At 53.8% G+C, this 13,746-nt stretch carries 12 protein-coding genes; 5 read left to right on the forward strand and 7 right to left on the reverse strand.

The genetic code is table 11. The annotated features are described in order from the left end of the window. Positions 1-9 precede the first annotated feature (9 nt). The 3 genes from plsC to GBC03_27005 all read right to left on the reverse strand — a co-directional run bounded on the left by plsC (position 10) and on the right by GBC03_27005 (position 3,796). Positions 10-747, reverse strand: coding sequence for a 1-acylglycerol-3-phosphate O-acyltransferase (gene plsC, locus GBC03_26995; protein ID QFS73604.1), 738 nt, complete (start codon positions 745-747; stop codon positions 10-12). Between the two features lie 267 nt (positions 748-1,014). After that, positions 1,015-3,273, reverse strand: coding sequence for a DNA topoisomerase IV subunit A (gene parC, locus GBC03_27000; GenBank protein ID QFS73605.1), 2,259 nt, complete (start codon positions 3,271-3,273; stop codon positions 1,015-1,017). Between the two features lie 130 nt (positions 3,274-3,403). Then, positions 3,404-3,796, reverse strand: a complete 393-nt coding sequence (locus GBC03_27005; protein ID QFS73606.1) for a YgiW/YdeI family stress tolerance OB fold protein — start codon at positions 3,794-3,796, stop codon at positions 3,404-3,406. Between the two features lie 152 nt (positions 3,797-3,948). Here GBC03_27005 and qseB point away from each other — a divergent pair, with 152 nt between their 5' ends. From qseB to GBC03_27025, 4 genes are all read left to right on the forward strand, one after another. Continuing rightward, on the forward strand, positions 3,949-4,614 hold the full coding sequence (gene qseB / locus GBC03_27010; GenBank protein ID QFS73607.1) for a two-component system response regulator QseB: 666 nt from the start codon (positions 3,949-3,951) through the stop codon (positions 4,612-4,614). Next, on the forward strand, positions 4,605-5,954 hold the full coding sequence (gene qseC / locus GBC03_27015; GenBank protein QFS73608.1) for a two-component system sensor histidine kinase QseC: 1,350 nt from the start codon (positions 4,605-4,607) through the stop codon (positions 5,952-5,954). The genes qseB and qseC overlap by 10 nt, the downstream gene beginning before the upstream one ends. Before the next feature lie 108 nt (positions 5,955-6,062). Beyond that, complete coding sequence (locus GBC03_27020) at positions 6,063-6,644, forward strand: NADPH quinone reductase MdaB (protein QFS73609.1); 582 nt, start codon at positions 6,063-6,065, stop codon at positions 6,642-6,644. Positions 6,645-6,674: 30 nt separating this feature from the next. Next, the gene (locus GBC03_27025) at positions 6,675-6,989 is read left to right on the forward strand and encodes an antibiotic biosynthesis monooxygenase (protein ID QFS73610.1); all 315 of its coding nucleotides are present in this window, start codon (positions 6,675-6,677) and stop codon (positions 6,987-6,989) included. A 54-nt stretch (positions 6,990-7,043) separates the two neighbouring features. Here the strand turns inward: GBC03_27025 and GBC03_27030 are convergent, their stop codons facing one another. The 4 genes from GBC03_27030 to GBC03_27045 form a co-directional block, all read right to left on the reverse strand. After that, the gene (locus GBC03_27030) at positions 7,044-8,228 is read right to left on the reverse strand and encodes an aminotransferase class I/II-fold pyridoxal phosphate-dependent enzyme (GenBank protein QFS73611.1); all 1,185 of its coding nucleotides are present in this window, start codon (positions 8,226-8,228) and stop codon (positions 7,044-7,046) included. A 176-nt stretch (positions 8,229-8,404) separates the two neighbouring features. Further along, a complete protein-coding gene (locus GBC03_27035; protein QFS73612.1) occupies positions 8,405-9,595 on the reverse strand; it encodes a glucuronyl hydrolase in 1,191 nt (396 codons plus the stop codon). Positions 9,596-9,618: 23 nt separating this feature from the next. Continuing rightward, positions 9,619-10,887 (reverse strand): MFS transporter, encoded by a 1,269-nt coding sequence (locus GBC03_27040; GenBank protein QFS73613.1) that lies wholly within the window; start codon positions 10,885-10,887, stop codon positions 9,619-9,621. A 10-nt stretch (positions 10,888-10,897) separates the two neighbouring features. Continuing rightward, positions 10,898-12,718, reverse strand: coding sequence for a DUF2264 domain-containing protein (locus GBC03_27045; GenBank protein ID QFS73614.1), 1,821 nt, complete (start codon positions 12,716-12,718; stop codon positions 10,898-10,900). A gap of 165 nt (positions 12,719-12,883) precedes the next feature. Between GBC03_27045 and GBC03_27050 the strand changes: the two genes are divergently transcribed. Further along, positions 12,884-13,738, forward strand: coding sequence for a helix-turn-helix domain-containing protein (locus tag GBC03_27050; protein QFS73615.1), 855 nt, complete (start codon positions 12,884-12,886; stop codon positions 13,736-13,738). Positions 13,739-13,746 lie beyond the last annotated feature (8 nt).

Genomic DNA, 13,746 nt, shown 5'->3' on the forward strand with positions numbered 1-13,746 from the left:
ATCGCTGAATCAAACTTTCCCGGCGGCTTCGCGCTCGGCGACTTCTTGATCAAGTTCAGCAATCTTTTGTTCCATCAACGAGCGGCAGTGCGCGGCCAGTTCACGAACCTGATCTTTACCATACTGACTGGTATCCACCGGCGGCAGCATTTCCACAATCACCAGACCATTCTTCAGGCGATTCAGGTTAATTTTATTCGAGGTATTGGAAACGCACACCGGAATAATCGGGACGCCAGCAGCAATCGCGGCATGAAAAGCCCCGGTTTTAAACGGCAGCAGACCACGGCCCCGGCTGCGAGTGCCTTCCGGGAACATCCAGATGGAGATACGACGCTTTTTAAAATGGTTCACCACTTCGGCAATCGTGCCGTGCGCTTTCGCACGGTTATTACGATCGATCAACAGGTTTCCCGTCAGCCAGTACAGTTGACCAAAAAATGGGATCCACAGCAGGCTTTTCTTCCCAACGGTCACGGTTGGCGGCTGCACGATATTCGCGGCGGTCACCATATCGTAGTTATTCTGATGGTTAGCGATGTAGATAGCGTTACCGTAGCTTTCCGCATCCGCGGGTTTACGGCACTCAACTTTCAGGCCGAACACCGGCGACAGACGACCAAACATGTGCCCGAAAGTCGCGACGTGTTTTGGGTTACGCGGGCTGAGTAAGCAGTAAAGAGAACCGAAAACACAAACCAGAATGGAATAGATAACGGTAATAATAAGTCGAAAAATAAATAGCATAACAACCTCTGAAGGCCTAAGAGCCCGGGATTCTACGTCACCTGCTATCAGGTTAGGGTATTGTTAATGTGGCTCTCTGGAAAACTGTATTGTTAATCGCGACTCACGAATAAACAACGGTTTTACGGGAAATTTTACTGTAATCCGGCAGGAACGAATGGCACGTCCCTTGTGGACAGGATAACGACGCACACGTTTTATCCGATCCACAAGGGGCATCTGCGTAGGCCGGAGAAGGCAAAGCCGCCATCCGGCATTTCACGCAAATTACTCTTCGCTGTCACCACTGCCGGCACGACGCGGCGAATCAATCTCAATGTGATCGATGCGCTGCAAACCACGCATCAACGTCCCGCGACGACCACGTTCGCCGGCCACTTTCTGCAACTCTTCAGGACGCAGCTTAATTTTGCGTTTCCCGACGTGAATGGTCAGCGTGCTTTGCGGCGGCAGCACATAGAGCAGCGCCAGCGCGTCATCACCCCGCGCCGCTTCTGCGGACGGAATGTTGATTATCTTGTTCCCTTTACCTTTCGACAACTGCGGCAGATCGCTGACCGGGAACATCAGCATACGTCCAGCCTGGGTAATCGCCAGCAGCATGTCCGTTTCATCTTCAATCACCACCGGCGGCATAACGCGGGCATTTTCCGGAAGCGTAATGAGCGTCTTACCGGCACGGTTACGCGCCACCAGATCGTTGAACGTACAGACGAAACCGTAACCCGCATTTGATGCCATCAGCAGTTTCTGCTCATCGCCTTCCATCAGCATATGCTCAACGGTCGCGCCCGGCGGTAGCGTCAGTTTACCGGTCAACGGCTCGCCCTGACCGCGCGCCGACGGCAGCGTAATCGGGTCAATGGCGTAACTGCGCCCGGTGGTATCGATAAACACCACCGGCTGGTTGCTCTTGCCTTTCACTGCCGCTTTAAAGCTGTCGCCCGCTTTGTAGTTCAGCCCCTGCGCGTCGATGTCGTGACCTTTGGCGCTACGCACCCAGCCCATCTGCGACAGCACGATCGTCACCGGCTCAGACGGCAGCATGTCGTGTTCGCTCATCGCTTTCGCTTCTTCGCGCTCGCGCAGCGGTGAGCGACGATCGTCACCATAGGCGTCGGCATCCGCCTGTAGCTCTTTCTTCAGCAGGGTATTCATTTTGCGTTCAGAGGCGAGAATCGCCTGCAACTGATCGCGCTCTTTCGCCAGCTCATCCTGTTCACCGCGAATCTTCATCTCTTCCAGTTTGGCGAGATGACGCAATTTCAGTTCGAGGATTGCTTCGGCCTGCGTTTCGGTAATACCAAAACGCGACATCAGCGCTGGCCTGGGCTCATCTTCCGTACGGATGATCTCAATAACTTCGTCGATATTGAGAAACGCCACCAGCAAACCTTCCAGGATATGCAGGCGTTTGAGGACTTTCTCCAGACGATAGTTCAGGCGGCGACGCACGGTATCACGACGGAACGCCAGCCATTCGGTGAGGATCTCCAGCAGGTTTTTCACCGCCGGACGCCCGTCAAGACCGATCATATTGAGGTTAATGCGGTAGCTCTTTTCCAGATCGGTGGTGGCAAACAGGTGGTTCATCACCTGCTCCATGTCCACGCGGTTGGAACGCGGCACCACCACCAGACGAGTCGGGTTTTCGTGGTCTGACTCATCGCGCAGATCGTCAACCATCGGCAGCTTTTTATTGCGCATCTGGGCCGCGATTTGCTCCAGCACGCGCGCGCCGGAAACCTGGTGCGGCAGCGCAGTAATCACCACCGCGCCGTCTTCTTTCTTCCACACCGCGCGCATGCGCACGGAGCCGCGTCCATTCTCATAAATCTTACGAATTTCAGCGCGTGGGGTAATGATTTCCGCTTCAGTCGGGTAGTCCGGGCCGTGGACAATATCCAGCAGCTCGTCCAGCGTCGTTTTCGGCTGTTCAATCAGGGTGATCGCAGCTTTTGCTACTTCGCGCAGGTTGTGCGGCGGAATATCCGTCGCCATACCGACCGCGATACCGGTTGTGCCGTTAAGCAGGATATTCGGCAGACGCGCGGGCAGCATTTTCGGCTCCTGCATCGTCCCGTCGAAGTTTGGCACCCAGTCAGCGGTTCCCTGTCCGAGTTCGCTCAGCAGCAGCTCAGCGTATTTTGACAGGCGGGATTCGGTATAACGCATCGCGGCGAAGGACTTCGGATCGTCAGGCGCCCCCCAGTTCCCCTGACCATCGACCAGCGGATAACGGTAAGAGAACGGCTGCGCCATCAGCACCATGGCCTCATAGCAGGCGCTGTCCCCGTGTGGGTGGTATTTACCCAACACGTCGCCAACGGTACGGGCGGATTTTTTAAATTTAGCGCTGGCGTTCAACCCCAGCTCTGACATCGCATAGACGATGCGGCGCTGAACGGGTTTCAGACCATCACCAATAAACGGCAACGCCCTGTCCATGATGACGTACATGGAGTAATTCAGATAGGCGTTTTCCGTGAATTCATGCAGCGCAAGGCGCTCTGCCATATCGCTCATTAATCGTGATTCCTCAACTGTAAGCCCGCCAGATACCCGGTATCTTTTCAGGCAATATTGCCGCAGATACTACCTTATCTGACGCGTTGAGTCACAAAGAAAAGGGCCGCGAACGCGGCCCTGACGGGGATTATTTGCTGACTTTACTGATTTGCTTCACGTCAATTTCAACGGAATTCCAGTCTTTGTCCACTTCACCCTGAATTTCAACGGTATCCTGCGGGGTGACCGTCACGCCGTTCCAGCGTTTGTGGTCGATATCGACATTGATGGTGCCTGTCGCGTCTTTAAACAGATAGAGGTCATCGGAAATGCGTTCAACGATGTTGCCACGCAGCGTCACCCAGGTGTCATCACGCAAGGATTTCGCACTTTCTACCGTCGTGCTACTGCCGTTTGGTCCCTGGAAGCCGCCGCTCTGCGTTTGTGTCGCGGACGGGCCAGAAAAACCACCCTGCTGCGCTGCCAAAACCGGTGCAGAGCAGAGCGCCATAACGGCAACAATTGTAGCCAGTTTTTTCATGATCATTTCTCCCTTTGATGTCACTTGATATCCATTAAACAGGCTAATCCTTAACGAGTTCTTAAGGCAAAAAAAAGTCTCATTTTTGCTGTACATCGCGTGCGACATCGCGGTTTACTTGCCGTTATGGCGACGGGCGCAAGGATGAAACGATGCGAATTTTACTGATTGAAGATGATGCGTTAATTGGCGACGGCATTAAAACCGGGTTGAGTAAAATGGGCTTTAGCGTCGACTGGTTTACGGAAGGTCGTCAGGGAAAAGAAGCGCTCTACAGCGCACCTTATGATGCGGTGATCCTCGACCTCACGCTACCGGGGATGGACGGACGCGATATTCTGCGCGACTGGCGTGAACAGGGAAAGCGCGAACCGGTGCTGATCCTCACCGCACGCGACGCACTGGCCGAGCGTGTGGAAGGACTTCGCCTCGGGGCAGATGATTATCTGTGTAAGCCCTTTGCGCTGATTGAGGTCGCTGCCAGGCTGGATGCGCTGATGCGCCGTGCCAGCGGTCAGGCCAGCAGCGAACTGCGCCACGGGCTGGTGACCTTAACGCCCGGCGATCGGGTCGCGACGCTGGCGGGTGAGCCGCTCATACTCAAGCCAAAAGAGTTCGCGCTGCTGGAGTTGCTGATGCGCAATGCCGGGCGCGTGTTGCCGCGCAAGCTCATCGAAGAGAAGCTGTATAACTGGGACGAAGAGGTCACCAGCAATGCCGTTGAAGTGCATGTTCACCATCTGCGGCGCAAACTGGGCAGCAATTTTATTCGCACCGTTCACGGTATTGGCTATACGCTTGGTGAGGCATCATCGTGACCCGGCAACTCAGCCTGCGCGTCAGGCTTACCCTCATCTTTCTGATTCTGGCAGCCATTACCTGGGCGGCATCGAGTTTTGTCGCCTGGAAGAAGACGACCGATAACGTCGATGAACTGTTTGATACTCAGTTGATGCTCTTCGCCAAGCGCCTGATTACGCTTGATATCAACGAACTGCACGCCACCGAACGGATGGCGCATACCCCGAAGAAATTCAAGCACGGCCACGTTGATGATGACGTGCTGACCTTTGCCGTCTATACCACGGACGGCAAGATGGTGCTGCACGATGGCGACAATGGTCAGAACATCCCCTATAGCTACCGTCGGGAAGGGTTTGATGACGGCCAACTCAACGGCGATGACGACAAATGGCGTTTTATCTGGCTGACCTCCGTCGATGGTAAGTACCGTATCGTGGTCGGCCAGGAGTGGGAATATCGTGAAGATATGGCGCTGGAGATTGTGACGGCGCAACTGGTCCCCTGGCTTATCGCCCTGCCGCTGATGCTGTTGATGCTGATTATGTTGTTGCATCGGGAGCTCATGCCGCTGAAAAAGCTGGCACAGGCGTTGCGACTGCGCGATCCGCAATCCAGCGAACCGCTCAGTTCACATGGCGTTCCGAGTGAGGTGCGCCCGCTGGTCGAATCGCTCAACCAGCTTTTTACCCGCACCCATAACATGATGGTGCGCGAGCGACGCTTTACGTCAGATGCCGCTCACGAACTGCGCAGTCCGTTAACGGCGCTGAAAGTCCAGACGGAGGTGGCGCAACTTTCTGATGACGATCCGCTGGCGCGGCAGAAAGCCCTGATGCAACTCCATACGGGTATCGATCGCGCCACGCGTCTGGTCGACCAACTCCTGACGCTTTCTCGTCTCGACTCGCTGGATAACCTGCAGGATGTCGCCACGCTTTCTCTTGAAGAGCTCCTTCAGTCCGCGGTGATGGACATCTGGCAACCCGCGCAGCAGGCGCATATTGATGTGCGTTTGCAGATCAATGCTTCCAATGTGACGCGTACCGGACAACCGCTGCTGCTCAGTCTGCTGGTGCGAAATCTGCTGGATAACGCCATCCGCTACAGCCCGAAAGGCAGCGTGGTTGATGTTACGCTTGACGCCAGACAGTTTACCGTCAGAGATAACGGCCCCGGCGTCACTGCGGAAGTCCTGCCCCATATTGGCGAGCGCTTTTATCGCCCGCCGGGCCAACACGCTACCGGCAGCGGCCTGGGCCTGTCGATTGTCCGCCGCATTGCCGCCCTGCACGGAATGACGGTGTCGTTTGGCAATGCGCCAGACGGTGGTTTTACCGCGACAGTACGGTGGTGATCGTCAATTATTGCGCCGAACGCAAAAGACTTTGCACATTTTGCTAATTTCACCGAATCGCCTGTTGACGTAAAATTAGCTTCAAACGCATTCCCGAGAGGCTAAAAAATGAGCAACGTCCTGATTATCAATGGCGCAAAAAAATTCGCGCACTCCAACGGTCAACTGAATGACACGTTGACGGAAGTCGCTGACGGCACCCTGCGTGACCTCGGGCATAGCGTCAAAATCGTCCGTGCTGACAGCGATTACGACGTGAAAGAAGAAGTGCAGAACTTCGTCTGGGCTGACGTGGTTATCTGGCAGATGCCGGGTTGGTGGATGGGTGCGCCGTGGACTGTGAAAAAATACATTGATGACGTGTTCACCGAAGGTCACGGCACGCTGTATGCCAGCGATGGTCGTACTCGCTCAGATGACTCGAAAAAATACGGTTCCGGCGGTCTGATTCAGGGGAAAAAATACATGCTCTCCCTGACCTGGAACGCGCCGATGGAAGCCTTCACCGATAAAGATCAGTTCTTCCACGGCGTGGGCGTCGATGGCGTTTATCTGCCATTCCATAAGGCGAATCAATTCCTTGGAATGGAAGCGCTGCCGACCTTTATTACCAATGACGTCATTAAAATGCCGGATGTACCACGTTATGTTGCAGAATATCGCGAGCATCTGCAGGCGATTTTTGGTTAACTAGTAACCTGGAATTAGAAGGAGTTAACCATGCTTACAGTTATTGCTGAAATCCGTACCCGTCCGGGACAACATCACCGTCAGGCCGTTCTGGATCAGTTTGCGAAAATCGTTCCTGTCGTACTGAAGGAAGAGGGCTGCCACGGCTACGCGCCGATGGTTGATCATGCGGCAAACGTGAGTTTCCAGACCACGGCGCCTGACTCAATCATCATGATTGAGCAGTGGGAAAGCATCGCGCATCTTGAAGCGCACCTGCAAACCCCGCACATGAAAGCCTACAGCGAAGCCGTTAAGGGCGACGTGCTGGATATGAATATTCGTATTCTGGAATCCGGTATTTAAACATACCGCGTTGTGCCGGGTCCGCCATCAATGTCAGACCCGGCAAAAGCGGCCTCAGGGCAGCGCTTTTTTCAGTCTCCGCACCGCTTCTTCCAGTTCATCCGCCGTTGGCGTAGCAAAAGACATACGTAGCGTACGTTTATCCGGATTATTGCAGAAGAAAAACTCTCCCGGCACGAACACCACTTTTTCCTGCAAAGTACGGGAAAGCCACGCCGTGGTATCGAAATCGTAACGGAACGTCCCCCACAGGAACATCCCCCCCTGCGGCATATGGAATGAGATATGCTCACCCAGTTCGCTGCGAATCGCATCCGCCAGCACATTGCACTTCTCACGATACGCCTGACGAATGATCTGGATTTGATCTTCCAGACGGCCTAACGTCAAATAGCTGGCCGCCATCGCCTGCGAATGCGCACTGGTATGCAGATCGGTTGCCTGTTTAACAATGGTCGCTTTTTGTCTGATCCATTCCGGCAGCACCACCCAACCCACGCGCAGGCCAGGGGCCAGAATCTTGGAAAAGGTCGAGGTATAAATCACCTGCTCAGAGCACCCGCTCTCCTGGGCATGCTGGAACAACGTTTTATAGGTCTCATTGGTGAAATTGATTTCGCCGTAGGGATCGTCCTCGATGATGGCAAAGTCATGCTGTTTCGCCAGTTGAACCAACTTCTGACGACGGGAATCACTCAGAACCACGCCGCCGGGGTTACCGAACGTCGGCACGATATACACGAACTTGATCGTGTTGCTCTGTAACAACACTTCCAGCTCGTCCACGATCATGCCGTCTTTATCGGTGCCAACAGACAGCATATCCGCCTGTGACAGTTGCAGAACCTGCAATGCGGCAAGATACGTCGGGCGTTCGAGCACCACTTTATCGCCCGGATTGATCAGCGTTCTCGCCAGAATATCCAGCGACTGCTGTGAACCATTGGTCACCAGAATCGCTTCAGATGTAGCCTGAATGCCGCGTTTCTGGCACAACTGAGCGATCGCTTCCCGCAGCGGCGGATAACCTTCGCTCAGGCCGTACTGGAACGCATTCAGAAACTGGCTTTCCATCATGTTGCGTGTGGCCATTTCCAGCCCTGTTTTATCAAACAGTTCCGGGCTGGGAATGCCGCCGCCTAGCGAGATCAGGCCTGGCATTTTGCTATGTTTGAGTAATTCCCTGATAGCGGAGGGTTTAAGGGCGTCGACGCTCTTAGACAGATGTGTGTTGTTCATCCTGTTTCCTTATTATGTATTTTTGGCGTCCATCCCCGGTTGTTGCCTTATCCTAAATCCGCGTTCTCGCCTCGGTTGAGCCTAATAGACCTCTCTGGCAAGATCAATCAGATATCATAATGGCAAAAGGGTAAGCTCCCGTGGCTTACCCTTTTGATCGACAGTGAAATTCACGCTTACCAGTACAGCTTCCAGCACTGGGTAAATCGCACCAGCGCCTCCACGTAGAAGTAATCTCCCCAACTGGCACACTCATCCACCCCTTTATTGCTTGAGAGGTGATACACCGAGTGTTTCAGCAAACCGTTACCCTTTTCCTCTTTCGCCATCAAATAGTGTTTCGTCAGCGACGACATGATCGCCATCGCCCACTGCTGGTAACGTTCGCGATCCGGGTCGGTAACGGGTAGATGTTTAATCAATTCCAGCAGGCCGCAGACCGCAATGGCCGCCGAGGAGGAATCACGCAGCGCATCGGTTCCGACCAGCGCCAGATCCCAATGGCAGACGGCGTCTTCCGGCAGGCGATTGAGGAAGTAGTTGGCCAGTTTTTTCGACAGCGCCACCTTCTGCGGGTCGCCGGTGTAGATATAGCTCAACAGGAAACCATAAATACCCCACGCCTGACCGCGCGACCAGCACGAGTCATCGGCATAGCCTTGTTGTGTGTTTCCGTAGCGCGGCGCACCGCTGTGCACATCCATGTAGTAGGTATGGAAGGTGGACGCGTCTTCACGAATTAAATACGTCTGCGCCTGGGAGACGTGCGCCTTCGCCGCGTCCGCAAACCGCGGATCGCCAGTCTGCTCGCTCGCCCAGTACAACAGGGGCAAATTCATGTTGCAGTCAATGATCATTCGCCCGGCCTGTTCCGGGTCGCTCAGATCGCCCCACGCCTGAATGATCTGCGCTTTCTCGTGAAAACGTTCCAGCAGCGCTTCTGCTGCCAGCAGCGAAAACCCGCGCGCATCGCGATTTCCCGTCAGGCGCCAGGCCGCCACGCAGGAAAGGGTGTACAGGAAGCCCAGGTCGTGGGTGTTGGTGTCGTGACGTCCTGCAATTCGCAGACCAAAAGAGCGGACGTGCTTTTCCGCCATGTCCCGGAACACCGCTTCACCGCTCATCTCCCAGGCCAGCCATAGCTGCCCGGTCCAGAAACTGGTCGTCCACTCGACATTATCCGTTAATGGGTAATATCCCTTCACACAGGTTTCGGCAGGAAAGTGGTCACCGAATTCCGTTAAATGACGACGAATCAGTTCGAGGACATGTTCACGCGCGCTGCGCATTTCATCCTGAAATGCCCCGGCATCGATCGGCCAACCAGGAAAAGCGCGCAGGCGTTCCTCAACGATATGATTTAACATATTTCGGTTCCTTATGACGTAAATTATCTTGTCGCGTTATTTTCAGCGATATCAAGGGCAGTATTATTTTTTCGTTTACTCTGGCATGCCGATAAGGTAAATGCCGAAATAAGCGTAAAGACCAGGGCGATAATCCCCATGATGATGTAGGTTTTCTCAAAACCAATACGGTCATACATTAATCCGGCAGGTGAAGAGACCACCACATTGCCGACATACAGCATCGCCTGATATCCCAGTAAATACATGGTTGCATTGACCCGTTTATCAAAATGCTCTGCGATATATTTAAAGACCGAGACCAGTAATAAACAGATCTCCAGACCATATAACGGTTTAAGCACAGAAATTAACAGGTGAGAATCGCAGAGACCGGAAATCACCAGTCGCGCGCCTACCAGTGCGCCGACAATCAGCAGTCCGCGTTTGGCACCGATAGCATTAACAAATAAAGGGATCACCATGTACATGACGAATTCCATACCCGACTGCACGGTGCCCAGATAGCCAAAGACCGCATTGCCTTCGTGGATGTCAGAGAAGAAAGTCACAAAGTAGCGGGAGAACTGCTGCTCGGCGATAAACATCATCCACGCGACGCCCGCCACATACAGGCAGAATGCCCAGAACTTACGGTTTCGCAACAGAGCGTAGACATCTGCCGGGACGATTTTCTCTTTGGTCAGCACATCAGCGGCATTGGCGGCATTGACGTTCACCTTCAGACTCAGCAGAACCATCAGCATCACCACCGACGTCACGCTGCCCATAATGAAGTTATAAGCCGGAGAAAGGTTAAACAGCAGTCCCGAGAACGATGATGCCACCGCCCAACCGAGTGAACCCCACATCCGAATCTGCCCAAATTCCATACCGTTAAGGCGGCTGTAGCGATCGGAATACGATTCACAGGCCGCCACGCCGGCATACCAGGCAAAACTCAGGTAAATCGCGCCAACAATAATCCCCAACAAAGTTTGAGAAAGTAATAATGGCTGGTAAACATAAATAAAGAAGGGTGCCATTAATGCCGACATGCCCACGACAAAATAGAGCAGATATTTACTCATCCCAATTTTATCGAGAATATAGCCGTAAATAGGTTTCAGGATAACCGAGAAAATACCATTCACGGCAAAGACAGTGCCTATTACCGTACCGCTAAGCTGTGCTTTCTGCCCCAGCCAAATCGCTAACAAACCGATGCTTGCCGACCAGGTAAAGAAATAGAGAAAGATAAAACTGCTGATTTTATAGTATTCCGTTCTGTAACCCGGTGAACGTATATTCATACCACCCTCGCTATAAAGAGAACGACAACTGGCGTGCAGATTCAGGTTCGCGAATCACGACCCGGTGAGTATTAATGTGCAATTGCGGAATGGCGGCGTATTCTTTGTGTTGCCCGGATGCACTGACCGCACAGCAGAGCCAGCTTTCTCCGGGCGCAATCTCTGTTGAGAGCACCGGGATCGCGGCACATTCGGCAAACATAATGCTGCTGTTTGGCGGCGTGATGATGCTGCCCGGACTGCGCGACATCACCGGCGACAGATCCACAATCGTGCTGCTGCCGTTGCTGGCGGCAATCACACATCCACGCCCGTTCAACTGGTGCTCCGCTTTCATCACCGCAAAGCCCCCTTCCACCGTTTGCAGTACCCGCGCGCTGTTGATGCGGTGCAAACGGATGTGCCATTCACCGAACGGCACCAGCCAGGTCTCTATCGTCACGTCATGCCAGGGCGACCAGCGCGAGAAAATGAAGCGCTCATCGACGCGGACTTCGTCGCAGTCGCGGCGACCCCGGAAGTAGTTATCGCCGTCGGCCAACAGCAGCATGGAATCGCACGCCGCATGCTTGATACCAAAACGCCCGCGCTCAATGGTGAAACCAAAACGGCTGGAATAGGCAAACTTCGTGTATTTCGCCTCGGTATTAACGTAGTTATTCAGCTCCAGCTGGCCGGATGTCAGCATTGTGACAAGCCCGGAATGCTCACTGTGCTGAAGAATTTGTCCAGCGTGCGGGATCGCGCGCGTTTGCGCCAGTGGTGGCAGGGGTTGCTCCTCTGCCAGCCAGAACGGGTGATTTTCCGGCAGCGCGAGGATCAGAAAGACCTTCAGCGCCCAGTAAGGAGAGCCGGGCGAATTGTAGTCCTCGCACATCGCCAGATTCGGGTAAGCGAAGCCTAACGTCAGGATCCCGTCACGATCAAAAATAGGCCGTTGCTGCCACCAGCGTAAATGTCGCAGGATCACCCCTTTAATGACGCCCGGCGTGAGTACATCCAGCTCAGCAAACGCCACCGCACTCCAGAACGCGACCATCGCAAATCGATAGGTCAGGCTGCGGCCGAACGGCACCGAAGCCCCGTCGGCCGCCGACATATAGATAAAGTCTTCGGCAAACCGCCGGGCACGTTCGCGCAACGTGGCGGCGCGAGCGGTATCTTCCGGATTCAGCGTGGCATACAGCAAGCCATAAAAATGGAAGGCCATCGAGATGTAGTAATCCTGGGGTCGTCCGGGACCATCGGAATACCAGCCGTCACCCAGATAGTAGGCCTCCATCAGCGCAAAGCGACGATCGATAGCCGTCTGATCGAACGGCAGTCCGGCACGTTTAAAACCGAGCTGAACGATGATGGCAAAGTAGTTCCAGTTGCTGTCCGGCATCTGCGCATCGGTTATCTGATTCAGCCAGCGATACAGGTTTTCTTGTTCCGACGGGCTGAACGCCGCCGTTAACCGGGTCTGTAGTAGCGCCAGACCCAGCCCATACGCCGCCATCTCCACCAGACGCTGATCGTAAGGCCCGGTGTCGCCCCAGTAGTGTGGACTCTGCGGATCGGTACCCAGCCTGATCGCCTGAATGTACTTGTCGGCAAACGGGGCCTCAGCACCTCCTGCCATCAGCGGGAAGAGCCCCCACAGCGCTCTCGAAAGCCCTTCCATACAGGCAATATCCGCACTGTAATGCGCACAGGTATCGCCCAGTGAAAACTGGGCCTGCCCTGCGGGAAACTGCTTATCCAGCGCCCCCAAAATGAGGTTAACCGCACGCGTAACCTCTTCACGGGATGACAATGGATTTGATTTTTCTTCAGTTGCCGACCACATACTCTGCCCCTCTGAATAAAGTGGCTAAAGCATAGTGAATCGCGCATTGGCAGAAATGTTACCTCAATCACACCCGACACATTCTTTTGAAACAGTGATTGAGAAAATTTAAAAATAGAGTTTATAAAGGTAATCAGCCTGGTAAAAATTTAATTCTGTTGCACTATGAGCATGAACGCACCGCTGTATTCAGAACGTCTGGAGCTTATCACCCTAAACGATGCTATCGCGTCGTTTAGTCGCCTGTTTGCCAACACGGTCCGCTACCACCACTGGCATCAATGTCTGGAAATGCTGTACGTAGAAGAAGGTTTCGGCGTGGTCACGGTCGATCATAAGCAGTACACCATGCGGCCAGGGCGGATGTTCTTTTTCCCACCGTTTACCCTGCACAAAATCATGGTTGATGAGCAGGCGCAGAATAGCTACCGACGCACCATTATTCATCTCGACCCGCATGCGGTATTGAAGGTGCTGCGTGATTTCCCGCTCAATCAGCAACGCCTGCAAAACCTGACGATTCGCGGCGGTGAAGCCTGGGTGATCGACGCTAGTGAGATCCATGCACACATCGATTTCCTCTTTAGTCGTTACGAGAAAATAGCGGCGTTGAAGCCGCTCAACACCGAGCACGTTGCCTGCCTGTTATTAAGCTTATTCAGCCTGTTACCTGAAGATAAGTGCAGTATGCAGGAAATCGCCACCGGCATCGCCAGCCAGGTGATGTTCTGGCTCGATGAAAATTACACGCACAAATTCAGCCTGAGCGTGCTGGCAGATGAACTGGGAAAATCGAAAAGCTACGTGTCGCGGCGCTTCCATGTTGAGACCGGGGAAAGCATTCTCGACTATCTCAATACATTACGTTTGAGAAAAGCCTGCGAAGCGCTACTTCACAGTGAAGCAAGCGTGCGGGAGATTGCGAAAAAGGTAGGATTTTCAGAGGTGACGTACTTTATCAGCGCGTTTGGCAAGGGAATCGGTGAAACGCCGTTGCAGTACCGTAAACGGCATAAATGACAGTGCCG

The sequence above is a fragment of the Citrobacter telavivensis genome, assembly GCA_009363175.1.
Taxonomy (GTDB): domain Bacteria; phylum Pseudomonadota; class Gammaproteobacteria; order Enterobacterales; family Enterobacteriaceae; genus Citrobacter_A; species Citrobacter_A telavivensis.

Bases quoted from the DNA above. Each gene is read 5' to 3' on its own strand.
- plsC (QFS73604.1), bottom strand. From the start codon at position 747: ATGCTATTTATTTTTCGACTTATTATTACCGTTATCTATTCCATTCTG.
- parC (QFS73605.1), bottom strand. From the start codon at position 3,273: ATGAGCGATATGGCAGAGCGCCTTGCGCTGCATGAATTCACGGAAAAC.
- GBC03_27005 (QFS73606.1), bottom strand. From the start codon at position 3,796: ATGAAAAAACTGGCTACAATTGTTGCCGTTATGGCGCTCTGCTCTGCA.
- qseB (QFS73607.1), top strand. From the start codon at position 3,949: ATGCGAATTTTACTGATTGAAGATGATGCGTTAATTGGCGACGGCATT.
- GBC03_27020 (QFS73609.1), top strand. From the start codon at position 6,063: ATGAGCAACGTCCTGATTATCAATGGCGCAAAAAAATTCGCGCACTCC.
- GBC03_27025 (QFS73610.1), top strand. From the start codon at position 6,675: ATGCTTACAGTTATTGCTGAAATCCGTACCCGTCCGGGACAACATCAC.
- GBC03_27030 (QFS73611.1), bottom strand. From the start codon at position 8,228: ATGAACAACACACATCTGTCTAAGAGCGTCGACGCCCTTAAACCCTCC.
- GBC03_27035 (QFS73612.1), bottom strand. From the start codon at position 9,595: ATGTTAAATCATATCGTTGAGGAACGCCTGCGCGCTTTTCCTGGTTGG.
- GBC03_27040 (QFS73613.1), bottom strand. From the start codon at position 10,887: ATGAATATACGTTCACCGGGTTACAGAACGGAATACTATAAAATCAGC.
- GBC03_27045 (QFS73614.1), bottom strand. From the start codon at position 12,718: ATGTGGTCGGCAACTGAAGAAAAATCAAATCCATTGTCATCCCGTGAA.
- GBC03_27050 (QFS73615.1), top strand. From the start codon at position 12,884: ATGAGCATGAACGCACCGCTGTATTCAGAACGTCTGGAGCTTATCACC.